Annotated in this window: 20 protein-coding genes and 12 pseudogenes; 12 read left to right on the top strand and 20 right to left on the bottom strand. The window is 65.9% G+C overall.

From position 1 onward, the window contains the following. Positions 1–91: 91 nt before the first annotated feature. The 12 genes and pseudogenes from E6W36_RS11815 to E6W36_RS23505 all read right to left on the bottom strand — a co-directional run. Complete coding sequence (locus E6W36_RS11815) at positions 92–730, bottom strand: hypothetical protein (RefSeq protein ID WP_222872705.1); 639 nt, start codon at positions 728–730, stop codon at positions 92–94. Positions 731–890: 160 nt separating this feature from the next. Further along, a complete protein-coding gene (locus E6W36_RS11810) occupies positions 891–2,219 on the bottom strand; it encodes a S8 family peptidase (protein ID WP_222874478.1) in 1,329 nt (442 codons plus the stop codon). Positions 2,220–2,558: 339 nt separating this feature from the next. Next, a pseudogene (gene prfB, locus E6W36_RS11805) lies at positions 2,559–3,686 on the bottom strand (peptide chain release factor 2). 30 nt (positions 3,687–3,716) lie between these two features. Next, a complete protein-coding gene (locus E6W36_RS11800; protein WP_222872704.1) occupies positions 3,717–4,217 on the bottom strand; it encodes a hypothetical protein in 501 nt (166 codons plus the stop codon). Between the two features lie 54 nt (positions 4,218–4,271). Further along, positions 4,272–4,727: a hypothetical protein gene (locus E6W36_RS11795; RefSeq protein WP_222872703.1), complete on the bottom strand. Its 456-nt coding sequence runs from the start codon at positions 4,725–4,727 to the stop codon at positions 4,272–4,274. Next, the gene (locus E6W36_RS11790) at positions 4,706–4,852 is read right to left on the bottom strand and encodes a hypothetical protein (protein WP_222872702.1); all 147 of its coding nucleotides are present in this window, start codon (positions 4,850–4,852) and stop codon (positions 4,706–4,708) included. The genes E6W36_RS11795 and E6W36_RS11790 overlap by 22 nt, the downstream gene beginning before the upstream one ends. 45 nt (positions 4,853–4,897) lie before the next feature. Beyond that, positions 4,898–5,128, bottom strand: a pseudogene (locus tag E6W36_RS20815) (penicillin-binding transpeptidase domain-containing protein); the annotation flags it as partial. Positions 5,129–5,243: 115 nt separating this feature from the next. Continuing rightward, a pseudogene (locus tag E6W36_RS20810) lies at positions 5,244–5,753 on the bottom strand (penicillin-binding transpeptidase domain-containing protein); the annotation flags it as partial. Between the two features lie 275 nt (positions 5,754–6,028). Beyond that, positions 6,029–6,460: a transglycosylase domain-containing protein gene (locus E6W36_RS11780; RefSeq protein ID WP_222872700.1), complete on the bottom strand. Its 432-nt coding sequence runs from the start codon at positions 6,458–6,460 to the stop codon at positions 6,029–6,031. Between the two features lie 318 nt (positions 6,461–6,778). Continuing rightward, the gene (locus tag E6W36_RS11775; RefSeq protein WP_222872699.1) at positions 6,779–7,471 is read right to left on the bottom strand and encodes an N-acetylmuramoyl-L-alanine amidase family protein; all 693 of its coding nucleotides are present in this window, start codon (positions 7,469–7,471) and stop codon (positions 6,779–6,781) included. Continuing rightward, positions 7,468–7,740 (bottom strand): hypothetical protein, encoded by a 273-nt coding sequence (locus tag E6W36_RS19140; RefSeq protein ID WP_246047634.1) that lies wholly within the window; start codon positions 7,738–7,740, stop codon positions 7,468–7,470. Before E6W36_RS19140 ends, E6W36_RS11775 begins: the two co-directional genes overlap by 4 nt. Positions 7,741–7,826: 86 nt before the next feature. Continuing rightward, a pseudogene (locus E6W36_RS23505) lies at positions 7,827–8,201 on the bottom strand (AMIN domain-containing protein); the annotation flags it as partial. A gap of 488 nt (positions 8,202–8,689) precedes the next feature. Here E6W36_RS23505 and E6W36_RS11765 point away from each other — a divergent pair. From E6W36_RS11765 to E6W36_RS11745, 7 genes and pseudogenes are all read left to right on the top strand, one after another. Continuing rightward, positions 8,690–11,304 (top strand): annotated as a pseudogene (locus E6W36_RS11765) (Rne/Rng family ribonuclease). Between the two features lie 206 nt (positions 11,305–11,510). Beyond that, a pseudogene (locus E6W36_RS22205) lies at positions 11,511–11,729 on the top strand (M48 family metalloprotease); the annotation flags it as partial. Further along, positions 11,645–12,085, top strand: a pseudogene (locus E6W36_RS22200) (M48 family metalloprotease); the annotation flags it as partial. The pseudogenes E6W36_RS22205 and E6W36_RS22200, both read left to right, overlap by 85 nt. A 60-nt stretch (positions 12,086–12,145) precedes the next feature. Beyond that, on the top strand, positions 12,146–12,832 hold the full coding sequence (locus tag E6W36_RS22195; protein WP_342776920.1) for a tetratricopeptide repeat protein: 687 nt from the start codon (positions 12,146–12,148) through the stop codon (positions 12,830–12,832). 24 nt (positions 12,833–12,856) lie between these two features. Continuing rightward, complete coding sequence (locus E6W36_RS11755) at positions 12,857–13,627, top strand: DsbA family protein (RefSeq protein ID WP_222872697.1); 771 nt, start codon at positions 12,857–12,859, stop codon at positions 13,625–13,627. 187 nt (positions 13,628–13,814) lie between these two features. Beyond that, complete coding sequence (locus E6W36_RS11750) at positions 13,815–14,396, top strand: hypothetical protein (RefSeq protein ID WP_222872696.1); 582 nt, start codon at positions 13,815–13,817, stop codon at positions 14,394–14,396. After that, entirely contained in the window at positions 14,368–15,144 is a 777-nt protein-coding gene (locus tag E6W36_RS11745; protein WP_222872695.1) for a phosphatase PAP2 family protein, read from the top strand. Before E6W36_RS11750 ends, E6W36_RS11745 begins: the two co-directional genes overlap by 29 nt. 241 nt (positions 15,145–15,385) lie before the next feature. Here E6W36_RS11745 and thiS read toward each other — a convergent pair whose 3' ends face one another. Continuing rightward, positions 15,386–16,366 (bottom strand): sulfur carrier protein ThiS, encoded by a 981-nt coding sequence (gene thiS / locus E6W36_RS11740; RefSeq protein ID WP_222872694.1) that lies wholly within the window; start codon positions 16,364–16,366, stop codon positions 15,386–15,388. A gap of 158 nt (positions 16,367–16,524) precedes the next feature. Between thiS and aroQ the strand changes: the two genes are divergently transcribed. From aroQ to accC, 3 genes and pseudogenes are all read left to right on the top strand, one after another. Further along, positions 16,525–16,965 (top strand): type II 3-dehydroquinate dehydratase, encoded by a 441-nt coding sequence (aroQ, locus tag E6W36_RS11735; protein ID WP_222872693.1) that lies wholly within the window; start codon positions 16,525–16,527, stop codon positions 16,963–16,965. A 20-nt stretch (positions 16,966–16,985) separates the two neighbouring features. Continuing rightward, positions 16,986–17,454 (top strand): annotated as a pseudogene (gene accB / locus E6W36_RS23500) (acetyl-CoA carboxylase biotin carboxyl carrier protein). Further along, a pseudogene (accC, locus tag E6W36_RS11725) lies at positions 17,455–18,797 on the top strand (acetyl-CoA carboxylase biotin carboxylase subunit). Here accC and pth read toward each other — a convergent pair. Then, positions 18,789–19,367: an aminoacyl-tRNA hydrolase gene (pth, locus tag E6W36_RS11720; protein WP_222872692.1), complete on the bottom strand. Its 579-nt coding sequence runs from the start codon at positions 19,365–19,367 to the stop codon at positions 18,789–18,791. The pseudogene accC and the gene pth overlap by 9 nt on opposite strands. Before the next feature lie 23 nt (positions 19,368–19,390). Continuing rightward, positions 19,391–20,001: pseudogene (locus E6W36_RS11715) on the bottom strand (50S ribosomal protein L25/general stress protein Ctc). A gap of 570 nt (positions 20,002–20,571) precedes the next feature. Between E6W36_RS11715 and E6W36_RS11710 the strand changes: the two are divergent. Both E6W36_RS11710 and E6W36_RS11705 read left to right on the top strand, forming a co-directional pair. Further along, entirely contained in the window at positions 20,572–21,123 is a 552-nt protein-coding gene (locus tag E6W36_RS11710; RefSeq protein WP_222872691.1) for a Y-family DNA polymerase, read from the top strand. Continuing rightward, positions 21,084–21,839, top strand: coding sequence for a DNA polymerase thumb domain-containing protein (locus tag E6W36_RS11705; RefSeq protein ID WP_222872690.1), 756 nt, complete (start codon positions 21,084–21,086; stop codon positions 21,837–21,839). Before E6W36_RS11710 ends, E6W36_RS11705 begins: the two co-directional genes overlap by 40 nt. A gap of 49 nt (positions 21,840–21,888) precedes the next feature. On the opposite strand, the gene E6W36_RS11700 is transcribed toward E6W36_RS11705, so the two are convergent. From E6W36_RS11700 to rpmF, 5 genes and pseudogenes are all read right to left on the bottom strand, one after another. Then, positions 21,889–22,347, bottom strand: a complete 459-nt coding sequence (locus E6W36_RS11700) for a MerR family transcriptional regulator (protein WP_222872689.1) — start codon at positions 22,345–22,347, stop codon at positions 21,889–21,891. An 81-nt stretch (positions 22,348–22,428) separates the two neighbouring features. Then, positions 22,429–22,725 (bottom strand): integration host factor subunit alpha, encoded by a 297-nt coding sequence (locus tag E6W36_RS11695; RefSeq protein ID WP_222872688.1) that lies wholly within the window; start codon positions 22,723–22,725, stop codon positions 22,429–22,431. Between the two features lie 62 nt (positions 22,726–22,787). Beyond that, complete coding sequence (locus tag E6W36_RS11690; RefSeq protein ID WP_222872687.1) at positions 22,788–23,759, bottom strand: beta-ketoacyl-ACP synthase III; 972 nt, start codon at positions 23,757–23,759, stop codon at positions 22,788–22,790. Between the two features lies 1 nt (position 23,760). Further along, positions 23,761–24,807, bottom strand: a pseudogene (gene plsX, locus E6W36_RS11685) (phosphate acyltransferase PlsX). Between the two features lie 24 nt (positions 24,808–24,831). Further along, positions 24,832–25,013, bottom strand: a pseudogene (rpmF, locus tag E6W36_RS11680) (50S ribosomal protein L32). Positions 25,014–25,191: the final 178 nt, after the last annotated feature.

Genomic DNA, 25,191 nt, shown 5'->3' with positions numbered 1-25,191 from the left:
TCTATATGCCTATAAATCTAAAGCATCTTTTCCCCTTAAATGCGACACTGCGCCCGACCTCAGTCCTGGGTCGCATTTAAGGCGAGATGCTTTAGAAGGATGTGGACCAGGCGACGATCGCGCCGGTGTCGGCGGTCGTGCCGGCACTATGGCCGGGGTCTTGCCGACGGAACAGGCTGGTCTCCAGAACGCCATAGCGGCCAAGCGGGCGCATATAGGCGGCTTCCACCGCGATTTCGCGCCCGGTCGGCGTCAGGCTGGCGCGACGGTCCTCCAGTACGGCGATGCCGCGCGCGGCATCATAGCCGACAGGAACCGTAAGGGTCACGCCGCCGGTCTCGACCCGCAGCGGCTGCGACACCCGCAAGCCGAAGCGGTCGCCCGGCTTCAGCACGCTGCCACCCAGCAGCCCGGCGCTGAACCGGCTGGTGGTGAGGCGCGTGGCGCCGGTGATGATCGACAAGTCGCTGGCCGCGCCCGGGCGCACGACGCCCAGTTCGCCCGCCAGCGCCAGCCGCCAGCCGCCGCCAAGGCGCACCGTGGCGTCGAGGCCGGCGGTGCCGTTCATCGACGTGTGCGGCAGCGCAAAGCTTGCGGCCGCGGTCGCGCCCAGCAGGCTTCCGGTCTCCCGTCCTGCACCGAGGGAAACGCCGGTCTCGATCCACGGCAGCGTGCTGGCGACGCGCACGATCGCGCGCGAGACCTTGGGGTCGCCTGACGACGCGCCCATTCATACGGTTGTTCCTGGCGGTTCGCAGCACCTGAACTCGCAGACGCCGTCACGCGGAACGCCCGGGCCTTGTTCCCGAACAGGCTGGTGGCCGCGAACGACAGCGACCCGTTCGCACCGGACGGCGTGAACGGGTCCCGGTCCGCATCGGCGATGAAGTTCACGCCCTGGGACGGCGCACGCGCGCCCTCGACCAACGCATAAGGCGACACGCCGACGCCTGCCGCGACCGAAGCCCGCTCGCTGATCGCCAGCGAGGCCTGGCCGCCCAGCGGTTTTTGCGCGGACCTATGACATCTGACAGGCCGAGCCGACGCCAGATGCGCGCCTCGCGCGCTTCCGCCAGCGTAAGCGCCAGATGCGCGCGGTCGGACAGCGCGCGCTGCTCGTAGGTGGCGCGGCGTTGCAGACGCTCCGCAAGGTCGAGGCGCGCCGTGACCGCGCGGACGTTCGGCCCCAGATCGACAGTGAACGGACGGTCGAAGCGGTCGAGGATGACCAGGTCCTTGAGGGCGGATCCAAGCTGGACGCCGCTGCCCAGCGCCCCGCCGAGCACGACTTCCGGGCCGCTGAGCGACACCGGCGCACCGCTGGCGAGGCGGGTCGCGCCCTGCGGCTTGAATGCGTTGGCGATGTTGAGCGCGCCGCGACCGAACACGCTGTCGGCTCCCGTCGCACCGAGGTCGACCGCCGAACTGAGCAGCAGGTCGACGAGCTGAGCCGAGGACAGCGTCGGGTAGGCATCGGCCAGAACAGCGAGCGCGCCGGCGACCTGCGGCGCGGCAAAGGAGGTGCCGTTGACCGAGAGCTGACGACCGCTCAACCCGGTCGTCGGCACCTGCTCGCCCGGGGCGCTGATGAAACGATCGGTACTGGCACCGGCAGCGTTCGAGAAGCTCGACAGACTGTTGTTCGGTGCCAGCGACCCTGCCACGAGAACCAGCCCGTTGGAGATGCTCCCGGACAACAGGCTGCGGGCCAGCGCATCGGGCTGGCTGCCGCTGTCGTTGCCGGCCGACACCACGATGATGACGCCAGCCGAGGTCGCGCGCTGCACTGCGGTCAGCAGGCGACCGCTGGCGGGCGAGCCGCCGAGCGAGATGTTCACCACACGTGCGCCGCCGCTGACGGCCAGATCGACCCCGCGGGCGATGTCATCGTCGAGATAGGAGCAACCGGAAGTCGTGCAGCTATCGCCGTTGTCGGCGCGGGCGACCAGCAAGGTCGCATCGAACGCCACACCAAAGGTGCCAGCGTCGTTGCGGCCGCCGGCGGCGACGGCCGAGACCAGTGTGCCGTGCCCTGCGGGTCGTTCAGTGCACGCGTGCCGGCGACGTCCTTGCTGAGCGGATGGATGCGGCCCGAGAACTCGCCGCTGCTGTTGTCGATGCCGGAGTCGATCACGCCGATGGTCACACCGGCACCGGTCGCACCGCCCTCGTAAGCCGGCAGCGCCTGAATGCGCGCCAGCGACGTCGAGCGTTGGTATTCAGGCGTGTTGTAGTTGGTGACGGCGACGCGGGCCTGGGGTTCCGGCGCCTGCGGCTGGACCGGCTCCGGAGCCTTCGCGCCGCCGGCGCAAGGTTCGGCGTCTCGCCGCCGGTGGACCCGCCGCCGCAGGCTGCGAGCGCTGTCGACGCCAATGCCAAAGGATCACACGCGCCAGCGCGCGCTTGTTCACGTCGCTCATCTCTGCCCACCCGCCAGTGGTTATCTCAAAACCGTCCGCCTGTTTCGGCTGGTCCGGCATGGGGCAGAATATGAGAGGAATGCTCTACCGAGCCTTAATCGGCAGGCTTAATGCGCGGGAAACCGGGGTTGAGAACGGTTAATCGACGTCCTCCACGTCGACGCGCTCGCCCGTGACGCGCTGGGAAAGTGCGGCCGCCATGAACGCGTCGAGGTCGCCGTCGATCACGTCGCTCGGCTGGGTCGAGGTGACGCCGGTGCGCAAATCCTTCACCAACTGATAGGGTTGCATCACGTAGGAGCGGATCTGGTGCCCCAGCCGATATCGGTCTTGGTGGCGTTGACGGCGTTGGCTTCCGCCTCGCGCTTCTGCAACTCCTGCTCGTACAGGCGAGCCTTCAGCATTTTCATCGCCGTGGCGCGATTCTTGTGCTGCGAGCGCTCGTTCTGGCAGGCGACGACGATTCCGGTCGGCATGTGGGTGATGCGCACGGCCGAATCGGTGGTGTTGACGTGCTGGCCGCCAGCGCCGGACGCGCGGTAGGTATCGATCTTGAGGTCCTTCTCCAGCACCTCGATGTTGATCTCGTCGTCGACCACCGGATAGACCCAGACGCTGGCAAAGCTGGTGTGGCGGCGGGCGTTCGAATCGAACGGCGATATCCGTACCAGCCGGTGCACCCCGGACTCGGTCTTGGCCCAGCCGTACGCGTTCTCGCCCTTCAGCAGCAACGTCGCGGATTTGATGCCCGCCTGTTCCCCGGCGTGGCTGTCGATGATCTCGACCTTGTAGCGCCGCCGCTCGCCCCAGCGGATATACATGCGCTCGAGGATTTCCGCCCAGTCCTGGCTTTCGGTGCCGCCAGCGCCGGCGTTGATTTCGATGTAGGTATCGTTGGCGTCCGCCTCGCCCGAGAGCAGCGCCGCCACCTTGTCGCGTTCGGCGCGCTTGGCCAGCGCCTCCAGGCTCTTGATGCCTTCGGTCGCCAGATCCTCGTCGCCCTCCGCCTCGGCAAGCTCGATCAGCCCGGCGGTGTCCTCCAGTTCGCGCTCAATCGCGCGCGTGGCGGAAACCGCCTCGTCGAGCCGGCGACGCTCGCGCATCAGCTCCTGCGCCTGGCGCGGGTTGTCCCACAGGGTCGGGTCTTCAGCCTTGGCGTCCAGCTCCGCCAGGCGTTTCAGCGCCTTATCCCAGTCAAAGAAACCTCCGCAACAGCGAGAGGGCATCGCGGATCTGGGCGATGTGATGTTCGGCTTCGGCGCGCATGCAGGTGTCTCCGTCCAGAAAGGCGTTCGGTTAAGGATAGCGGGCGAGGATGGCCCGCGCAGTTTTCTCCGCCAGGGCGCGCGTGTCGTCGCCCTTGGTGGTGACAATGGTCATGATATGCCCGCCCTGATGCCAGACCATCAACTGGCGCAGCGGCTCGACCCAAAGTCCGGCATCGCCGATCGCGACCGGATCGGTCCTGAGGTCGTCGGCATACAGGGACTTCAGGCTCTCGACCTGCAGTGCGCGCTGCTCATCGGCTGGCTTCAGGAACTTGTCGTTCAACTGCACCCGCACGAGGATATACACCGGCGTGGTGCTGGCCGCCGTCAGGCTGCTGCAGTCGGAGAGGTGGACGTTTTCATCCTCGCGTTTGACGTTGCTGATGAAAGTCAGCGGCTCGCCGACGATCTTCGCAAGATCGATTTCCTTGAGGATGGCGCACGCCTCGGGGATTGCCGACTGCGGCTTGCCGCCGCCGGAACACGCCGCAAGCAGCGCGGTACAGACCACTGCCGTGAATCGCTTCATTCTTCTCTCCCCGGGTCTTTAGCGCCACGGCCTCATTCTTAATGAGTCCTAACCCTAATATACGCCGCCGGTCTCGTTGGCGAAATCCGCATCCGACTGGACATACAGCGGCTTGGTCGGCTGCAGGTCGGTGCGCGGTTCATTCCCCGGCTTGAAGGCTTCCCAGATCACGCCCGGCCCGTCGTACTGCACGATGCGGCCGCTGCGGCGGTCGACGCGCACCATGCGCACGCCTGGCGCTGCCCGGAACGGAGTCTTTGGCTCATCTTTCAGCGCGAAGTCGGCAAACTCCCCAGACTGGTGCCGCGACTGTCCCGCCCTGCGCCCAGCCGCCCAGCGGACGCGGCGTATCATACCAAGGTAAAGCCCGGCGACCAGATAGGGTGTCATGCCGACATACCACACGTTGGTCGCCTCATTGGTGGTGCCGGTCTTGCCTGCGAGCGGCCGATCAAGATAGCGCAGGCGCGTCGCGGTGCCGCGCTCGATTACGCCTTCAAGCATATGCACGATCTGGTATGCGGTCCGGGGTCGACCACTTGCGGGCGCGTCTCGGTTGGCGTCGGCATCGGTGCGCCGGTCCAGTCCGGCGCATTGCAGTTGGCGCAGGTGCGGTCGTCAGAGCGGTAGATCACGGCACCCGTGGAGTCCTCAACCCGATCGATCGTCGTCGGCTCCAACCGCACGCCGCCGTTGTCGAGCGTGGCATAGGCGTTGACCAGCCGCTCCACAGTCGTCTCGCCCGCGCCGAGCGCATAAGCGAGCAGCGGACGCATATTGTCGACAATCCCGACCTGCTTGGCGTAATCGGCGACCTTCTGCATGCCGACGGTATGGGCGAGCCGCACTGTCACCAGATTGCGCGATTTTTCCAGCGCGTCCCGCAGGGTGCGGGCCCGATATGCGGCCATCGAAGTTGCGGAAGCATTTGTTGCCAAGCTTGACGCCCTGGTTGACGCAGAACGGCCCGTCGACGATCAGGGACGCTGGCGTATAGCCGTTGTCCAACCCGACCGCATAGACGAACGGCTTGAATGCGGACCCTGGCTGACGCATCGCCTGGGTGGCACGGTTGAAGGCGGAACGGCGTGCATCGAAGCCGCCGACCAGCGCGAGAATATGCCCGGTCTGCGGGTCCTGGGCGACAAAACCGCCGGAAATCTGCGGGATCTGGCGCAGCACATATTGCCCGCCTGCGACATTCACCGGCTCGACCGGCACCACATCGCCCGGTTTCAGCAGACTGAGCGCCGTCTGGCCATTCAGCCGGCGCAGCGCACTGCCCGGCTGGATTACGCCGGTCAGACCGTTGGCAAAGCCGATACGCAGGACGCCACGCGTGTTCGAAGTCACCATCGCCAGCGGCCAATAGGGCAGATCGCGCGGCGGCTCGGACGATCTCGGCGTCTTCAGTTGCTGGTCGGCACCCTGATCGAGCGCCGCCAGCCGCCGCTGCCAGCCCTCGCCTGGATCGATGCGCGCCTCCGGGCCATTCCAGTCCTTGCCACGGTCGAAATTCAGCAGCGCCCGGCGCATGGCGCGTTCGGCCGCGCGCTGCAGTTTAAAATCGATGGTCGTGTAGACCCAGAGTCCGCCATTGTAGACGCGCTCCTCGCCGAACCGGTCGATGAGCCGGCGGCGGATATCCTCCAGGTAATAAGTGTCCAGGCGGTTGACGCGCTGCACCCGCGGTACGCTGACCACCAGATCGCTGGCGACCGCCTGATCATGTTCCTGCGCGCTGATGTAGCCGTTCGCCGCCATCTGATCGAGCACATAGTTGCGCCGCTCGATGGTGAGCGCCTTGCGGGTCACCGGGTTATAGAGGCTCGGCCCTTGGGCAGGGCCGCCAGGAACGCGACCTCCGGCAGGGTCAACTCGTTCAGGGGCCGGTTGAAATAGGCGAACGAGGCCGCCGTGACGCCGTAGCTGTTCCGGCCCATGAAAATCTGGTTGAGGTAGAGCTCGAGGATGCGATCCTTGGGCAGCGCCTGCTCGATGCGCCGCGCCAGAATCATGTCCCGGACCTTGCGCGTATAGCTGAACTTGCGACCGAGCAGGATTGCCTGCGCCACCTGCTGGGTAATCGTGGAGGCGCCGGCCGGGCGCTTGTCGCTGCCGGTGAGCTTGATGCGGATCAGGTTGAACGCCGCCTTGGCGATGCCGGGGTAATCCAGGCCCGAATGCTCGAAGAACGTCTTGTCCTCAGCGGATATGAACGCCTGGACGACGCGCGGCGGCACATCCTCGATAGATGCGGCGCTGGCGCGCGAACAGGGTAAGGATCTCACCATCCTTGCTGACGATGGTGGTCGGCAGCGGCGGGCGGTATTCGGCAAGCGTCTTAGCGGCAGGTCGCGCCCGAGCTGCCAATAGACGATGCCACCGGCAATCGCAAGGATTTTCAGGACGACCCATGGCCATCCGCGCCGGCCGGCGCGGGACAGTCGGGTTTATGGTCAATGCTACGCTCCTGAGCCGGCCGGTTGCTTCCGCCGCAGACCGACCCGCTTACGCGATCGGGCCAACCCACGGCAAGAGTTGCGGTTCGCCTGCGCGCCTTACTTCGCGCTGGCGGTCGCCTTGCCGGTGCGCCGCGCGAAGTAGCGTTCGACCGCCTGGCGCACACCGCGCGCCAGCTTCTTCTGGCCTTCCTCGGAAAACAGGAACCGCGAGTCTTCAAGGTTGGACATATAGCCGGTTTCCAGCAGGACCGAGGGGATATCCGGGGCTTTCAGCACCATGAAGCCGGCGAAGCGGTGGTGATTGGTGCGGAAGAAGATATCGTCGCCCATGGTATCGACCGTCATGGCGGCGAACTCCGCCGAATAGTTCATGGTCTCGCGCTGCATCAGGGAGAGCAGGATATCGGCCACGTCCGGCGTGCGCGTGTCGAAATTGATGCCGGCGATCATGTCCGCGCGGTTTTCCTTGGCCGCCAGCCGTTCGGCCTCGCGGTCGGATGCGCGTTCGGACAGAGTGTAGACGGTGGCGCCGCGGATATCGGGGTTGGCGATCGAGTCCGCGTGGACGGAGATGAGCAGGTCCGCCTTCAGCTTGCGGGCGATGGCGACACGCTCCTGCAGCGGGATGAAGAAATCCTTGTCCCGGGTCAGCACGGCCTTCACCTGCCCGCTGCGATCAAGTTCGGCTTTGATCGCCCGGGCGATTTCCAAGGTTACGGTCTTCTCGGTCTTGCCGTCGAGCACGCTGGGCGCACCGGGGTCCGCGCCGCCGTGCCCGGCATCGATCACGACGACCGGCTTGCGCCCGGCGATGCGGCCGACGCGCGGCTGCGGCGCAGCCTGCGCGACCTTGGTCTTTGTGGCTTGGCATCGGCAAGCTTGCTGTCCGCCGGCTTTGCCTCAAGGGGCTCGGCCTTGGCTTCCGCCGGGCCTTCGCCCTCGGCGAGCGCCGCGATTGTGACCGGCTTGGCCGTCTCCGGCGCTGCAGTGGCCGTCTGCGACGCAGTGGCGGCCGTCTGCACGTCGGGGCGCGCGATCGGCTTGCGGCCCGCACGCACGGCCGAGGCGAACGCTTTCGCTGCTCGGCGCCAGGGCAATGACCAGCTGCCCCTCGGCCCCAAGCCGCGCTTTCAAGCGTCGCGGATTGCGCCAGATCGATCACGACGCGGCTGGCATCCGGGGAAAACTGGCTGGCGCGCACGCCACCAACCAGCGCACTCGCGCCCTCCGGCGCACCGGCGCGCATCACGGTTCCCTTGAAATCAAGGACGATGCGGCCAGGACCCGCCATGGAGAACTGGCTGGCCGCGAGTTTTTCATCCAGATTCTTGAAGGTGAAGGTCAGCCGGCGCCGTCGCCCTGCGTCTCTACGGCGACGCCTGCCAGGTCTGCCGCGACGGCCGGACGGCACGCCAGCAGCGCGCACAGAAGTGCCGCGCGCACCGACCAGCCTTGTCCCCGTCTGCCTAGCATCCGCCCGCTCATTGCGTGATCGCCCCACCGTTGCAGCATTCACCATATGCGTTCATGTGCATTACTCAAACATTAACGTCTTGACAAATATTTAACCAAGGAAATTTCCACGAGTCGACAAACCTACTGGTCTTGCACACGGCGGGTTGTTAAGCGGTTTTTGGTGCTAGCAGTTTTTCAGCAGATGTTCTGTCCCGTTGTGGGTTGGCGTTCCGCCACTCCTGACCTAGGGAAAATCCACGCGCTGACACTGCCCACGCGCATTCCGGCCCGGCGTTTCCGCCGTCCGCGGAAGCGCCAAAAGGGTCTTGAGCGATGTTAGGGTTTAGCGAAAGCATGAAAGCGAGAGGCGAAAGCCGCGCTTCGGCTTGCGCTGTGTCCATGCCGGCGCCGTTGCAGTGCGCCGCACAGACGATGACACCGGCACGCCACGATCCGGCTTTGCCATCTGCGACATTAAAAACAGCGTTTTCAGTGCGCCTGCCCTCCGGAGTGTATCGATCCGGACGCGCGCGCTGACCAGGAGATACAAGAATGACCACTCGCATGCTGATCGATGCGCGCCACCCGGAGGAAACCCGGGTCGCCGTCGTCAAGGGCAATCGGATTGAAGATTTCGACTTCGAGGCTGCGGATCGCAAGCAACTCAAAGGGAATATCTACCTCGCCAAGGTGACACGCGTTGAGCCGTCGCTGCAGGCCGCGTTCGTCGATTACGGTGGCAACCGCCACGGCTTTCTGGCGTTCAGCGAAATCCACCCGGATTACTACCAGGTGCCGTTGCAGGATCGCGAAGCGCTGCTGCGCGAAGAGCAGAGCCTGCACGACCACGACGACGACTTTCACGCCGATGAGGAGGAGGGCGAGGACGCCGTAACCCAGGTCGGCGAGACCGACGACTTCACCGCCGAGCACATGCGCAAGAAGCGCATGGATATGCGCCGGCGCTACAAGATCCAGGAAGTCATCAAGCGCCGGCAGATCATGCTGGTGCAGGTCGTGAAGGAAGAGCGCGGCGGCAAGGGGCAGCACTCACCACCTATCTGTCGCTGGCGGGCCGCTACTGCGTGCTGATGCCGAACACCACCAACGGCGGTGGCATCAGCCGCAAGATTTCCAGCGTCACCGACCGCCGGCGCCTCAAGACCATCATGTCCGACCTGAAGCTGCCGGGCGGCATGGCGTGCATCATCCGGACAGCGGGGCTGAAGCGGACCAAGTCCGAGATCAAGCGCGACTTCGATTATCTGACCCGACTCTGGGACGATATCCGCGATCTGACGCTCAAATCGACGGCGCCGTCGATGATCTACGAGGACTCAAGCCTCATCAAGCGCGCGATCCGGGACATCTATTCCCGCGAGATCGACGAGATCATGGTCGAAGGCGATCAGGGCTACCGCGCCGCCAAGGACTTCATGCGCCTGCTGATGCCGAGCCACGCGCGCAAGGTGCAGCAATACCGCGACCCCATGCCCCTGTTCGCCAAGGCGCATGTCGAGGCGCAGCTCGAGAGCATGTACTCACCGATCGTGCAGTTGAAGTCGGGCGGTTACATCGTGATCAACCCGACCGAGGCGCTGATCTCGATCGACATCAACTCGGGCCGGGCGACGCGCGAGCACAACATCGAGGAAACCGCGCTCAAGACCAACCTTGAGGCGGCGCAGGAGATCGCGCGTCAGCTGCGGCTGCGCGATCTGGCGGGCCTGGTGGTCATCGACTTCATCGACATGGAGGACCGCAACAATGTCCGCGCGGTCGAGCGTCGCCTGAAGGAAGCGCTGAAGTCTGATCGGGCGCGCATCCAGGTCGGGCGCATCTCGTCGTTCGGCCTCATGGAAATGTCGCGCCAGCGGCTGCGCACCGGGGTGCTCGAGGCCTCGACCGAAGTCTGCCCGCACTGCGAGGGCGCGGGCTTCATCCGCACGATCTCCTCGGCGGCGCTGCACGTGCTGCGCGGCCTCGAGGACGAAGCCGCCAGCGGCAAGGCCAGCATCCTGACCGTCCGCGTCGCCAGCGACGTGGCGATCTACCTGCTGAACCACAAGCGTGGCGAACTCACCATGATCGAGCAGAGCTACGGCGTCTCGATCACCATCGAGCCGGCGACAGGGCTGCTGATGCCGCGCTACGAGATTGACCGCGCGGGTCCGCCGCCGGTCGCAATGCCGATGCAGCCGTTGCTGCCTGTCGTCGAAGACGAGGACGATCTGGTCGAAGAGGAAGAAGAAGACGAGGACGAAGACTTCGACGAAGCCGACGAGGAGGAAGCCGTCGAGGAGGAGCGGCCGGCGCGCGCCGCCGCCGCATCCGAGGACCGGAGCGACCGCAGCCGCAACCGTCGCCGGCGCCGGCGTCGGCGGCGGGGCGGCGAGGACGCCCCGGCTCTGATCCGCGACGAGCAGGACGAAACGACCGAACTCGACGCCGCCGATATCGAGGCCGCCGACGCCCAGGCGGAAGCGGAGGAGCGCGGCGAGCGTCGCCGCCGTCGCCGTCGCCGGCGCAGCAGTCGCCGGGATCGCAGCGAGCTGCCTGCCACAGCGCAGGAGGCCACGGCAGAAGCGGCAAGCGCAACGACAGGCGCGCCCGACGGCGAACCGGTCGAAACGTCCGCCGAACCGGCGGCGACCGAGGCGCAAGAAGCTGCACCGACCGACGCCGAGCAACCGGCCGAAGAAAACCGAAGCGCCGTCGCGCCGCGCCGCGCCGCAAAAGGCGACCGAGGCCGAACCGGCAAGCGCAGAGGCCGCCGTCGACGCCGCACCGGAGCCTGCTGCGCCGGAGCCTGCTACGTCTGAGCCTGCTACGTCTGAGCCTGCTACGTCTGAGCCTGCTACGTCTGAGCCTGCTGCGCCCGAAGCGGAGGCCCCGCCGAGCGAGGAACCGCCCGCCAAGCCGAAGCGCCGCGCCACGCCACGCCGCAAGACGGCCAAGGCCACCGACGCGAGCGCCGAGATCGCCGCCGACGCACCGGCTGAGGCGGCCCCTGCTGAGGTTGCCCTTGCGGTTGCCAGCCCCGGGATGCTGAGACTGTCGTCGAAGCTGCCCCGGAGAGCATTGAAACCGTACTGGAAGCCGAAGAACCGGCATCGCCGCCGCCCCCACCGCGCAAGGGCTGGTGGCAGCGCACTTTCGGAGCCTGACGCGCGGCGTTTGACGCGAGAATCGTTCAACTGAACGGCGCCGCCCGCCGATCCGGCCCTTTGCGCTTGACCGGTGGGCGGCCTGAGGCACAAGCCGCACCGGCTATCAGTGCACACGGGTTCTTGCCTATGCTTCAGTCGTCTTGATTTCCGTTAGCGCACGCAGGCTTGCGCTGTGTCTACGCTCCGGTGCCCTGCTGTTGGCCATGTTCTGCTGGCTGGCGGTCGTGCCTGCGGCGCAGGCGCAAAGCATCCTGCGCGACGCCGAGACGGAAGCCTTCCTCAAGAAGATCACCACGCCGGTCCTCAAGGCGGCCGACATCGACCCGGACAAGTTCGAATATGTGCTGATCGGCGACACCACGCCGAACGCCTTCGCCTCGACCGGCCTGGTGATCTACGTCCACTCCGGGTTGATCCTGAACGCCACCAACGTCGATCAGATCATCGGCGTCATGGCGCACGAAACCGGTCACGTCGCCGGGGTCACGTCTTCCGTACGGAAGACGGCACGCGCGCGGCCTCACGCATCTCCATCCTGTCGCTGCTGCTCGCGGCGGCGGCGATCGCGGCCGGCTCTGGCGAGGCTGGCATCGGCATCCTCGGCGGCGGCCAGCAGGCCGCGCTCGGCAGCTACCTTGCCTACTCGCGCGCGCAGGAATCGTCCGCGGATCAGGCGGCGGCGCATTATCTCGACGCCGCCGGCATTTCCGGACGCGGCCTGCTGGAATTCTTCGAGTATCTGCAGAGCATCGAGCTGCAGCGCACAGCAGGGCGCACGATCACCTACGCTGGCACCCACCCGTTCACCGGGGACCGCATCCAGGCGCTGACCGAGCGCATGCAGAAATCCGCATCCTGGGACAAGCCAGCCGACCCGGAGCTGCAGAAAGAGTTCCAGCTCATCAAGGCGAAGCTCTATGGCTTCAGTTACGATGCCAACCGGACCCTGCAAACCTATCCGGAGACCGACACCTCGGACCCGGCGCACTATGCGCGCGCCTACGCCTGGCACAAACTGGCCTTCACCGACAAGGCCGCCGCCGAAGTGGACTCCTTGCTGCAGGATGAGCCGGACAACCCCTATTTCATGGAGCTGAAGGGCCAGGTTCTGTTGGAATCCGGGCGCGTCAAGGATGCGATCCCGTCGCTGCGCCGCGCCTACAGCCTGCTGCCGCGCCAGCCCCTTATCGGCAGCCTGCTCGGCCATGCCCTGCTGGCGACGGACGACAACGCCTATACGGACGAAGCGCGCACCATCCTCAAGGAAGCGGTGGCAGCGGATGGGGAAAATCCGTTCGCCTGGTATCAGCTTGGCATCGCCTATTACCGCAGCGGCGACGAGGCGCGCGCCAAGCTGGCGTCCGCCGAACACTACGGGCTGATCGGCGCGCCGGACCTGGCGCTGCGCAACGCCATCGAGGCGGCGCGCGCTCTGCCGCGCGGCTCGCCGGATTGGTTGCGCTCGCAGGACATCATTGTGTTTGCAGAAGATCGGTTGAAACGCCAAAAGCGGCGACGCGGATGAACGACGAAGGATTGACCATGCGTTTTGCCCCTTTTGGCTGCCCTGCTGGCGCTGCCGCTGGCTTTGGTCGTCCTGACCCAGCCCGCCGTCTCCACCCATGCGCAGACCGTGAAAGCCGGTGCCAAAGCAGGCGACGACGCCGAGCGCGCACGCATGGAAGCCTTGATCCGCGACTATCTGCTGGCGAACCCTGAAATCATACCGGAAGCGATGAGCCGTCTGCAGGAGCGGGAGGTGACCCGGACCCTGGACAGCAACCGCGCGGAGATCGAGACGCCGTTTCCCGGCGCGGAAATCGGCAACCCGAAGGGCGACGTGACCGTCGTCGAATTTTTCGACTTCCAGTGCCCCTACTGCAAGTCCAGCCACAACGATGCGGAGATGCTCGCCCGGAACGACGGCAATGTCCGTTACGTGTTCCGGGACCTGCCGGTGCTCGACCGCGGCGGCGAGCCGATTTCCATGCGCTCGGCGCTGGCGGCGCTGGCGGCGGCGCGCCAGGGCAAGTATCTGGCGCTGCGCAAGGCGCTGTTCGACCTGCCTGGCCGCCCCTCCCAGGAGCGGCTGGTGCAGGCGATCCGCGCCGCCGGGCTCGATGAAGCCAGGCTCGCCCGCGACATGGAAGACCCGGCACTGAAGCAGGCGCTCGACGCCAATATCGCGCTCGCCCAGAATATCGGCGTCACCGGCACGCCGACCTTCATCATCGGCAACCAGCTTTTCGCCGGCGGTGTCGGCATCGAAGGCCTGAGTCAGGCCGTCAACATCGAGCGCGCCCGCCGGAACCAGCGCTGAACTGGCCCGCAATGAGACTGGCCCGCGCCGTCGCAGTGTCGGTAAATCTGACATTAACCCTATGAATCTCCATGCGTTTACGATTGAACCTCCCATTTCGTCACGGAAATAATCCGCTGGCATAACCTTTGCGCAAACCCTGGGCATCGGGCGAAGAGCACGCCCGCAACCGCAGGGGAAAACATCCATGAAATTCGCCCAGTTTCTGATAGCCGGCGCGCTGAGCGCCGCTGCTTCGCATGCTATAGCCGCACCGGTCTCTGTTTCCGGCGACCCGGCGCTGTACTGGAACCAGGTGGTTCTGGACGCCGTGCGCACAACCTCAACGCCGCCGCCAGTGGCAGCGCGCGCGCTGGCGATGGTCAACACCGCCGTGTTCGATGCCGTGAACGCCGCGAACGGTGGCAAATACTACGGTTATGGCAGTTCCTATGCCGGCGGGGTCCCGGCCTCGACCCGCGTCGCCGCGGCAACGGCTGCGCACACGGTCTTGAAGCAACTGTTCCCGAGCCAGACCGCAACCTTCAATTCCGCACTGGCGCAGAGCCTGGCCCTGGAAGCTGACCCGGCAGCGCTGGCCGCCGGCCAGACGCTGGGAACCCAGACCGCCGGCGCGATCCTCGCCGCGCGCGCGAACGACGGGGCAAGCGCAATTGTGCCCTATACCCCGGGCCGATCTCGGCGAATGGCGGCCGACGCCACCGAACTACGCACCCGCCGCTCTGCCGCAATGGCGCTTCGTGACGCCGTTCACCATGGCGTCGGCTGACCAGTTCCGCGCGCCGCCGCCGCCCGCGCTTGACAGCGCGGACTATGCCGCCGCCGTGAACGAGGTGCAGGAACTGGGGTCCGCCACCAGTGCTACCCGCACCGCAGACCAGACCGCCATCGCGTATTTCTGGATCGACAACGCCGGCACCGCAACGCCGCCGGGCCACTGGCTGATCATCGCCGGCGAAGTCGCCCAGCTGCAGGGCCTGGACACCCTCGACGCCAGCAGGCTGTTGGCGCTGACGTCGCTCGCCGTTGCCGATGCCGGTATCGCCGCCTGGGACACGAAATATGAATATGAGTTCTGGCGGCCGATCGATGCGATCCGCAACGCCGATCAGGATGGCAACGACGGCACGACCCTCGATGCACTCTGGACCCCGCTGATCGCCACGCCGAACCACCCGTCCTATGTCTCCGGCCACAGCACCTTCTCAGGCGCTGGCGCGGAAATCCTCGACCAGTTCTTCGATCTGGATTTCAATTTCTGCTCGCCGGACGAACTGGACTCGGACATCGTGCGGTGCTGGAATTCCTTTGACGCCGCCGCCGCCGAGGCAGGCCGCAGCCGCATCTATGGCGGCATCCACTACAGCTTCGACGACGTGAGCGGACAGGCGATCGGCAATGCCGTGGCGCGCAATGTGTTCGGCAATTACCTGACCCAGGTGCCGGAGCCAGGCACGCTGGCGCTCGGCCTGTTCGGTGTGGTGGCACTTGGCGGCATCGCGCGCCGGCGTAAATAACGCAGACTAATCGAGGCAGGGTGCTCCGTCATCGTGCGGGGCACCCTTTGCTTTGATCTAGCAGGCTGTTGAAAAGTGGTTTCTCAGACTCCAACCCTATGGCCGTCACCCCGGCGGGTCCATGGCTAACGCTATATATTCGTTGTGTATTTATGTGCCCATGGATTCCGGCCGGAGTTTATCCCCGTTAGGGGCCGGAATGACGAAATGAAGCTGTATAATCCCACTTTTCAGCACCCTGCTAAATCAAGCCCGCCAGCGGGCTGGAGGGATCGGCGTAGCGGCGCTTGGGCATGCGTCCGGCCTGATACGCGAGCCGCCCGGCCTCGACGCCAAGCTTCATGGCGCGCGCCATGGCGACCGGGTCCTTGGCCTCGGCGATCGCCGTGTTCATCAGCACGCCGTCGCAGCCCAGCTCCATGGCCACCGCCGCATCCGACGCCGTGCCGACCCCGGCGTCGACCAACACGGGAACCTTCGCCTGCTCGACGATCAGCCGGATCGTCACCGGGTTCTGCAAGCCAAGCCCGGAGCCGATCGGCGCGCCGAGCGGCATGATCGCACAGGCACCCGCATCTTCCAGGCGCCGGGCCATGATCGGATCATCCGAGCAGTAGACCATGACGTCGAAGCCGTCCTTCACCAGCACGTCGGTCGCGCGCAGGGTCTCGACCATGTCCGGGTAGAGGGTCTTCTGCTCGCCCAGAACCTCGAGCTTGACCAGCGACCAGCCGCCGGCCTCCCGCGCCAGCCGCAGGGTGCGGATCGCATCCTCGGCCGTGTAGCAGCCGGCGGTATTGGGCAGGTAGGTGTAGCGTTTGGGGTCGATATAGTCGGTCAGCATCGGCTGCTTGGGGTCCATGACGTTGACCCGCCGCACCGCGACGGTGACGATTTCCGCGCCGCTCGCCTCGACCGCCGCCCGGTTCTGCTCGAAGCTCTTGTACTTGCCGGTGCCGACGATCAGCCGCGACGTGAAGCGCCGCCCGGCGACCGTCCAGCCGTCATCCGGCATCGCCTCGCCGCCGCCGACGAAGTGCACGATCTCCAGCGCGTCGCCATCGGCCAGCAGGGTCTCGGCATAAAGCGACTTGGGGACGATCTCGAGATTGCGCTCGACTGCCACCCGGGTCGGGTCGAGACCGATCTCGCTGACCAGCGCCGCAACCGACATCGGCGCATTAACCGCGCGTGCATCCCCGTTCAGACGGATGGTAATCATGTTCAAGGCCTTGATTAAAGAAAGAAATCATGCAGGCTCTAGCCATGCGTTCCTTCTCTATCTATAACCCTTGCCATTAACCGCAAGACTGTGTCTTCGCGAATCCACGACAGGGCGACCATACTGACCATGATTACCGGCGCAGGGCGGGCCAGCGCATGAGCACTTCGGCTTCCCGGCGGGTGCTCGTTTTGAACGGGCCGAACCTCAACCTGCTCGGTCAGCGTGAACCTGCGGTTTACGGCACGACCACCCTTGCAGACATATCGGCCATGCTCGCGGCAGCAGGGCCGCTTGGCCTGCGCACGGAACTGCGCCAGACCAACCATGAAGGTCAGATGATCGACTGGCTCCACGAAGCCCGCAACGACACACATGCCGTCATTCTGAACCCCGGCGGCTGGACCCACACGTCCGTCGCGCTGCACGACGCGGTCAAGGCCATCGGCACCCCGGTCATCGAGGTTCATATCAGCAATCCGCATGCGCGCGAGTCGTTCCGGCACACGTCTTTCGTTTCGCCGGTCGCGCGCGGCGTTATCGTCGGGTTCGGCGCAGACGGCTATCTGCTGGCGCTGCACGCCGCCTCAAGGTTCTAGGAACAAGGGTCTAGCATGGCATCAAAATCCCCTCCCGGGCGCTTTCGGTCGATACCGCGCAACTGCGCGAGCTTGCCGAACTGCTGAAGGAGACCGACCTCACCGAGATCGAGATCGCGGACGGCGAGCGGCGCATCCGGCTGGCGCGCCAGATGACGGTTGTGGCGACCGCGCCGGTCGCCGCTGCGGCCCTGCGGCGGCCCCTGCGGCCTTGCCCGAAGCGCCGGCCCCGGAAGCCACCCGGACATCGGCAGCCACCCCGGCCTGGTGAAATCGCCGATGGTTGGCACCGTCTATGTTTCGAACGAGCCGGGCAAGCCGGCGTTTGTGTCGGTTGGCAGCACGGTGAAGGAAGGCGACACTCTGCTCATCATCGAGGCAATGAAGGTGATGAACCCGATCGCCGCGCGCGGCGGCACCGTCACCCGTATTCTGGTCGCCAACGAGCAGCCGGTCGAATTCGGCGAGCCGCTGCTGGTGATCGAATAGATGATCAGGAAGCTGCTCATCGCCAACCGGGGCGAGATCGCCCTGCGGATTCAGCGTGCCGCCCGGGAAATGGGCATTCAGACCGTTGCGGTGCACTCGACCGCGGACGCAGACGCCATGCATGTGCGCATGGCCGATACCGCGATCTGCATCGGGCCGCCGTCGGCCGCGCAGTCCTACCTCAATATTCCGTCGATCATGGCCGCCGCCGAGATCAGCCATGCGGACGCCATCCACCCCGGCTACGGCTTCCTGTCGGAAAACGCCAAGTTCGCCGAGATCGTGATCGACCACGGCATCACCTGGATCGGCCCGAACCCCGAGCATATCCGCACCATGGGCGACAAGGTGGAGGCGAAGCGCACCGCCGCCAAGCTCGGCCTGCCGCTGGTGCCCGGCTCCGACGGACCGGTCGAGACGCTTGAGGAAGCCCGCGCGGTCGCAGCGACCATCGGCTACCCCGTGCTGGTCAAGGCGGCCTCCGGCGGCGGCGGGCGCGGCATGAAAGTGGTGCCGGACGAAGACGCGCTGGAAAGCCTGATCGCGCAGGCACGCGCCGAGGCCAAGGCGGCGTTCGGCGACGCGACCGTCTACATCGAGAAATATCTGAGCGAGCCGCGCCACATCGAGTTCCAGGTGTTCGGGGATCGCCACGGCAACGCCGTTCACCTGGGCGAGCGCGACTGCTCGCTGCAGCGCCGCCACCAGAAGGTGCTGGAGGAAGCGCTGTCCCTGCCCTGACACCCGACCAGCGCGCGACCATGGGCGAGCGCGTGCGTGCGGCTGTCGCCGGCATGGGCTACGTCGGCGCTGGGACCATGGAATTTCTCTATGAGAACGGCGAGTTTTATTTCATCGAGATGAACACCCGCCTGCAGGTCGAACACCCGGTGACCGAGATGATCACCGGCATCGACCTCGTTCGCGAGCAGATCCTCGTTGCATCCGGCGAGAAACTTTCGGTCACGCAGGATGATGTGACCTTCACTGGTCACGCCATCGAATGCCGGATCAATGCCGAGGACCCGCGCACCTTCGCGCCGGCACCCGGTTCGGTGTCGACCTTCCATGTGCCCGGCGGCCCGGGCGTACGGATCGACTCGGCGCTCTATGCCGGCTATCGCATCCCGTCCAACTACGACAGCATGGTCGCCAAGCTGATTGTGCATGCGGCTGACCGTGAGGCGTGCCTGATGCGCCTGAAGCGCGCGCTCGACGAGATGGTGGTCGGCGGCGTCACCACGACGATTCCGCTGCACCAGGCGCTGCTGGAGGCACCGGAGTTCCGCGCCGGGGAGTATTCGATCAAGTGGCTGGAGCGCTGGCTGGCGGGGTCAGCCTGAGCGCCACTGCAGTGGCAAAACGGGCGTCATCCCCTTGGCAAGCCAGCCGGCCTCTGCGGCAAGGGCGTCCAGCAACGGCTCGAGCCAGTCGGCATCGGCCTTGCTGAAATTGCCAAGCACATGGCCGGTCACCCGGTCCTTGTGGCCGGGATGGCCGATGCCGAGCCGAACGCGCCGGTAATTCTGGCCGCAGTGGGCGTCGATGGAACGCAAGCCGTTGTGGCCGGCAGCACCACCGCCGATCTTCAGCTTCAGCTTGCCGGCCGCCAGGTCCAGTTCGTCATGGAACACGCAGAGCTGGTCGACGCCCGCCTTGAAAAACGCAGCGCCTCGCCGACCGAACGGCCGCTTTCGTTCATGTAGGTCTGCGGCGAGCAGCAGCAGCTTGGCACCCTCGACATGGCCCTCGCAGGCCAGGCCCTGAAACCGCGTGCGCCAGGGCGAGAAGCCGTGCCGGTCGGCGATGCGATCCAGCGCCATGAAGCCGATGTTGTGGCGGTGGCCGGCGTATTGTGCGCCGGGGTTGCCAAGGCCGACCCAGATGAGCATGGCGCGCAGGCGGCGCCCCACCGGCTGGCGGGGGCGCGAACGCCTTACTTCTTTTCGTCTTCGGCCGCGGCGGCATCCGCTTCCGAACGCATGCCCGACGGCGCGACGACGGTCGCGATGGTGAAGTCGCGGTCCTTGATGGTCGGCTCGCAGCCAGCCGGCAAGGTAACGGCCGAAATATGGACCGAGTCGCCGATCGTCAGCCCCTTGCACGAGATCACCAGTTCGTCCGGGATCTGATCGCTGGGGCGAGCAGTTCGACTTCGTGACGCACGATGTTCAGCACGCCGCCGGCCTTCAGTGCCGGGCTGTCGCTTTCGTCGACGAAGCGCACCGGCACCATCACCGTCACCTTGCTGTCCGCCGCCAGGCGCAGGAAATCGACGTGGATCGGCCGGTCGGTCACCGGGTGGAACTGGACGTCGCGCGGGAGCGTGCGCTTGGCGCCGTCGACCGTCACCTCGACGACCGAGTTCATGAAGTGCCCTTTCTGGAGCATCTTCACCAGCACCTTCTCTTCCACCGAAATCATCACCGGGGTCTGCTTTGCGCCGTAAATCACGGCCGGCACCCATCCGGTGCGCCGAACGCCGCGGGAGGCTCCCTTGCCTGCCCGGTCGCGCGGCTGTGCGTCTAGCGACAGCATCTCGCTCATGGTCATCTCCAAAATAATGTCACTCGCCCGCGGACCTCCAGGGATGCGCCGCGCGACGAAGCGCGAGGGCTTAGCGGAACCGGGACAGAAATGCAATGTCTCTGGCGTGCGGGTAGTGGGTCATTTTCAATAAACCACTCGTGGTGAGCTTGGACAGAACCACGAGCCGCTCAATCCTTCGTCCAGCTCAGAGCGTGCGGCGTGGCGCCTGCCGTGCTCGCCGTGCAGCAGGGTTAACGCTGCATTCGTGAAACTGTCGTCAAGCCGTAACATAAATGGACTATGGAGCAGTCATTCCAAGGCGGAAGACCAACCTCGCGTGGTTTGCTGCTTTTACTGACCACCTTTTTGACTTTCCCCAATAGCCCGGCCCTCGTGGCCGGGCTTTTTGCCCGACCCAGCGTTTCCCGGGGCCGTCATTGTTTTGCATGCTTTACAGTCCTGGCGTGCCTCGCGTGAGCCGTGCACCGCGCCGCCCGGTCATACCGGCGCGAACGGTCATGCAGACGTTTCCATTTTAGAACAAATGTGGTACAAAGCGAGTCGCTCCACCCGAACGCAAGGTGCGCCATGACTCCGCCGCCATCCGGCCTGCGCTGGCTTTACGTCGATTTCAACAGCTACTTCGCCAGCGTCGAGCAGCAGGAGCAGCCGCGCCTGCGTGGCCGGCCGGTGGCGGTGGTGCCGGTCGACACGGATTTCACCAGCGCCATCGCCGCCAGTTACGAGGCCAAGGCCTACGGCGTGCGCACCGGCACCATGATCCGGGACGCCAAGCGCATGTGTCCCGGCTTGATCTGCGTCCCCGCACGCCACGATCTCTACGTGGATTATCACCACCGCGCGCTCGCCGAGATCGAACGCCACATCCCGGTGACCGCCGTCTGCTCGATCGACGAGGCCGCCTGTCGCCTGATGGACAATGAAGCACCGGCGGACGTCGCCATCGGCATCGCCCGGTCGATCAAGCGCGGTCTGGCAGCCAATGTCGGCGAATATGTGCGCTGCTCGATCGGCATCGCGCCCAATCGTTACCTCGCCAAGGTGGCGACCGACCTGCAGAAGCCGGACGGCCTGACCCTTTGCACCCTTCGGACCTGCCGCACCGGCTGTTCGGACTGACACTGCGCGATCTGCCCGGCATCGGTGCCAGCATGGAGAAGCGGCTGCTGCGGGCTGGCATTGCCGACATGAAAACCCTGCTCGCCCAGGATGCGCGCCGCCTGCACGAAGTCTGGGGCAACATCTGGGGCGAGCGCATGTGGCAGCTGTTGCGCGGGGCCGACCTGCCGGAAATCGAGACCGCGCGGCGTACGGTCGGTCACAGCCATGTCATGGCGCCGGAGTTCCGCCCGCCTGACCAGGCGATCCACATCGCCCGCCGATTGACGCTGAAAGCCGCCAGCCGCCTGCGCCGCATGGACTATTACGCCGGTGCCATGAGCTTCTCCGCCCGGCTGGAGTGCGGCCTGCGCGTCGACGATCATACCAGTTGCTGGCGCGCGCAGGACAGCCGTACCTTCCTCGACTTGCTGGATGGAATGTGGGCGCGCTGCATCGCGCCGCGCCCGACCCTGCCGATCAAGAAGGTGGCGGTGACGCTCTATGACCTGCAGCCGGCCGACAGCGTGGCACCCGACCTGTTCGACCAGCCGTGCGATGCCGGGCGCAGCTCACGACTCAAGTCCGAGAGGATTTCCCGCGCCATGGATCAGCTCAACCAGCGCTTCGGCCGCGACACGGTGTTGCTCGGCATGCTGCCGCGGCACGGGCAGCGCTTTTCCGGCACCCGGATCGCCTTCACCCGCATCCCCGATCTCCAGGAATTCCGGGAATAGGGCCTGGTGGCCGGTTGGCGTCAGCACCCATTGGCGCAACGACCGTGCGTCAGGCAGCCAGCACCCGCGCCAGTTCCTGCCGCAAGGCCTGCAGCCGCGCGATGGCCGGCGCATCGAGCGTCAGGGACGCAAGGGCGACCGTGGGTTCGCCCTGCTCCGGAGGCTGCGGCGCGACGAGGTCCGGCACAGCCGCGGCGTCGGGCGTCGAAGGCGGCGCATCGAGCGCCTCTTCAGGCGCTGCGCCATCAAGCCCGCTGAGCACGCTGCCAGCGCCCTTTTCGCGCAGGAGCTTCTGCACGCCGCGGATGGTGTAGCCTTCCGTGTAGAGCAGATGGTTGACGATCCGCAGCAGGCGCAGATCTTCCGGCCGATAATAGCGCCGGTTGCCGCCGCGCTTGAGCGGCCGGATGCCCGCGAACTTGGTTTCCCAGAACCGCAGGACATGCTGCGGCACCCCGATCAGTTCCGAAACCTCGGAGATGGTTTTATATGCTTCCGGCGACTTCATCGCTCCCCACATGGCGATGCCAGAACTCAAACACCCTCGGACCCGAACCGCTGGATCAGGGGCGCGGCGCGTGCGCCTGCCTCAACCACCAGCGGCGATAATCCGGTCCCGCAGAACCTGGCTGGCGCGGAAGGTCAAGGTCTTGCGCGGATCGATCGGCACCTCTTCCCCGGTCTTGGGATTGCGGCCGATGCGCCCGCCCTTCTGGCGAACCACGAAGGTTCCGAAAGAAGAGATTTTCACATTCTCGCCGGCGACCAGCGCCTCGCCGATCATGTCCAGAACCGCTTCCACCAGCAGCGCCGACTCGGCGTGCGAAAGGCCGACCTGCTGATACACCGCTTCACTGAGGTCCGCCCGCGTAACTGTCTTCCCCATGGCCATACTCCTCATCCATGACAATTGCCCTCGCGGGAGCTAACTGTCTGTGGTCGTGGCCATTACCACCGTAAAGCAATCGCGCCCCAAGTAAAGCCGCCACCCATCGCTTCGAGCAGGACGACCTGGCCCTGTTGCACGCGACCATCACGCACCGCTTCATCCAGAGCGAGCGGGATCGAGGCGGCAGAGGTGTTCGCATGCCGATCAACGGTCACCACGACGCGTGCCGGGTCAAGGTCCAGCTTGCGCGCCGTCGCGTCTAGGATGCGCTTGTTGGCCTGGTGCGGCACCACCCAATCGACATCGCGCGTCGTCAGGCCGGCGGCGGCCACAGTCTCGGCCATGATGGACGACAGGTTTTCGACAGCATGCCGAAACACTTCCCGGCCCAGCATGCGCACATAGCCGGTGGCGCGCGACGTTGATGGCCCGCCATCGACGTAGAGCAGATCGTTGTAGCGACCATCCGAGCGCAGGCGGCAGGCGAGAATGCCGCGGTCGGGTTGATCGTCGGGAGTCGAGGCCCGAACCACCACCGCGCCGGCACCGTCCCCGAACAGGACGCAGGTTGTGCGGTCCTCCCAGTCCAGAATGCGGGAGAAGGTCTCCGCCCCGATCACCAGCGCCATGCGCGCCTGCCCGGCGCGGATCATGCTGTCGGCGACGGACAGCGCATAGACGAAGCCGGAGCAGACCGCCTGCACGTCGAAGGCGGCGCCGCGAGTGATCCCGAGGCTGGCCTGGATACGGGTCGCGGTCGAAGGGAAGGTCTGATCCGGGGTGGCGGTCGCGACAATGATCAGGTCAATGTCGTCTGCGGCCACGCCCGCCGCTGCCAGCGCCGCCTCGGCGGCCCTGTGGCCGAGATGCGAGGTAAATTCGCCCTCGGCAGCGATATGCCGTTGCCGGATGCCGGTGCGCTCGACGATCCACTCGTCGGATGTGTCGACCCTGTGCGCCAGCTCATCGTTGGCAAGCACTTTCGCAGGCAGGTAGCTGCCGGTGCCGATGATGATGCTGCGGAGGGTCATGTCAGCCTGCTACAGAAACATCCGGCTGCGCGCCAGCCGCGCCGAGCGCATTCAGGTCCGCCTCGATCCGCCGGGTGATGTCGTCCGCCAGCAGTTCGATGGCCAGACCGATCGCCGCCGCCATGCCCGCGGCGTTGGCGCCGCCGTGGCTTTTGACGACGATGCCGTTCAGGCCGAGGAACACCGCGCCATTGTGGTTGTTGGGGTCCAGGTGCGCCCGCAGCGCCCGCAGGCCGCCCCGTGCCAGGAAGTAGCCGGCGCGGGTCCAGATCGACTGCGTCAGCGCCTTGCGGAGCAGGCCGGAGACCAGGCGCGCCGTCCCTTCGGCGGTCTTGAGCGCGACATTGCCGGTAAAGCCGTCGGTCACGATCACGTCGATCTCGCCGGCACCGATCTTGTCGCCTTCGATGAAGCCCTCGAACGCCATCGGCAGGTCTGCGTCGCGCAGCCGTGCTGCCGCTTCGCGCAGGCTCTCGGTGCCCTTCATGTCCTCGACGCCGATGTTGAGCAACGCCACGCGCGGGCGCTTCAGGCCCAGCACCGTGCGGGCGAAGGCGGCGCCATGATGGCGAACTGCACGAGATTCTCCGTGTCGCACTCGGTATTCGCACCGAGATCGAGCATCACGGACTCGGACTTGGCGGTCGGGATCACCGCGACCAGCGCCGGGCGGTCGATGCCCTCGCGCGCGCCGAGACGGACCTTCGCCATCGCCATCAGCGCGCCGGTATTGCCAGCAGAGACGGCCGCGGACGCTTCTCCGCTCTTTACCGCCTCGATCGCCAGACCCATCGAGGAACTACGGCCGCGGCGCAACGCCTGGCTTGGTTTGTCGCCGCTCCCGACCACCTCGTCGGTGTGGATGATGGTGCTGACGGCACGCAGCTTCGGATACGGCTTCAAGGCCTCGTCGATCTGCGCTTCCTGTCCATAGAGCCGGAAACTGGCCTGGGGCGCGCGCACACGGGCGATCTCCGCGCCGGCGATGGTCACCGCCGGCCCGAAGTCTCCCCATGGCGTCCAGCGCAAGTATGATGGGGTCGGCCATGGCGCGTTGCCGGGGCGCGCGCGCTTAGGCGGCGCCGACGTCGATGACTTCGCGCCCGTCGTAATGACCGCAGGCGCTGCACACATGGTGCGGTAGCTTCAGCTCACCACAGTTGGAGCATTCCTGAAAGCCGGTCGGCTTCAGGGCGTGGTGGCTGCGGCGCATATTCCGGCGCGACGGAGAGGTTTTCTCTTAGGAACTGCCATTGGAGTCTCGATCGTTACCGCGCCAAAAGGGCGGGACCTTTGAACAAGCGCGCGACAATAGCGATTCGCGCCCTCAATTCAAGTGCGCTGACGGATGGGCAGTGGGTCAATTTGAATTTTGACGGTTTGCTGGTCGCATCCGGCAACCGCTTGCTCTATGTTTAGCGGTATGCGGGAT

Origin of the sequence: Hankyongella ginsenosidimutans (assembly GCF_005144965.1) — a bacterium.
GTDB classification, from domain to species: Bacteria; Pseudomonadota; Alphaproteobacteria; order Sphingomonadales; family Sphingomonadaceae; genus Hankyongella; species Hankyongella ginsenosidimutans.
This window is presented reverse-complemented; position numbering and strand designations above follow the sequence as displayed.

Bases quoted from the DNA above. Each gene is read 5' to 3' on its own strand.
- E6W36_RS11815 (WP_222872705.1), bottom strand. From the start codon at position 730: ATGGGCGCGTCGTCAGGCGACCCCAAGGTCTCGCGCGCGATCGTGCGC.
- E6W36_RS11800 (WP_222872704.1), bottom strand. From the start codon at position 4,217: ATGAAGCGATTCACGGCAGTGGTCTGTACCGCGCTGCTTGCGGCGTGT.
- E6W36_RS22195 (WP_342776920.1), top strand. From the start codon at position 12,146: ATGCAGAAATCCGCATCCTGGGACAAGCCAGCCGACCCGGAGCTGCAG.
- E6W36_RS11750 (WP_222872696.1), top strand. From the start codon at position 13,815: ATGAAATTCGCCCAGTTTCTGATAGCCGGCGCGCTGAGCGCCGCTGCT.
- thiS (WP_222872694.1), bottom strand. From the start codon at position 16,366: ATGATTACCATCCGTCTGAACGGGGATGCACGCGCGGTTAATGCGCCG.
- aroQ (WP_222872693.1), top strand. From the start codon at position 16,525: ATGAGCACTTCGGCTTCCCGGCGGGTGCTCGTTTTGAACGGGCCGAAC.
- E6W36_RS11710 (WP_222872691.1), top strand. From the start codon at position 20,572: ATGACTCCGCCGCCATCCGGCCTGCGCTGGCTTTACGTCGATTTCAAC.
- E6W36_RS11700 (WP_222872689.1), bottom strand. From the start codon at position 22,347: ATGAAGTCGCCGGAAGCATATAAAACCATCTCCGAGGTTTCGGAACTG.
- E6W36_RS11695 (WP_222872688.1), bottom strand. From the start codon at position 22,725: ATGGGGAAGACAGTTACGCGGGCGGACCTCAGTGAAGCGGTGTATCAG.
- E6W36_RS11690 (WP_222872687.1), bottom strand. From the start codon at position 23,759: ATGACCCTCCGCAGCATCATCATCGGCACCGGCAGCTACCTGCCTGCG.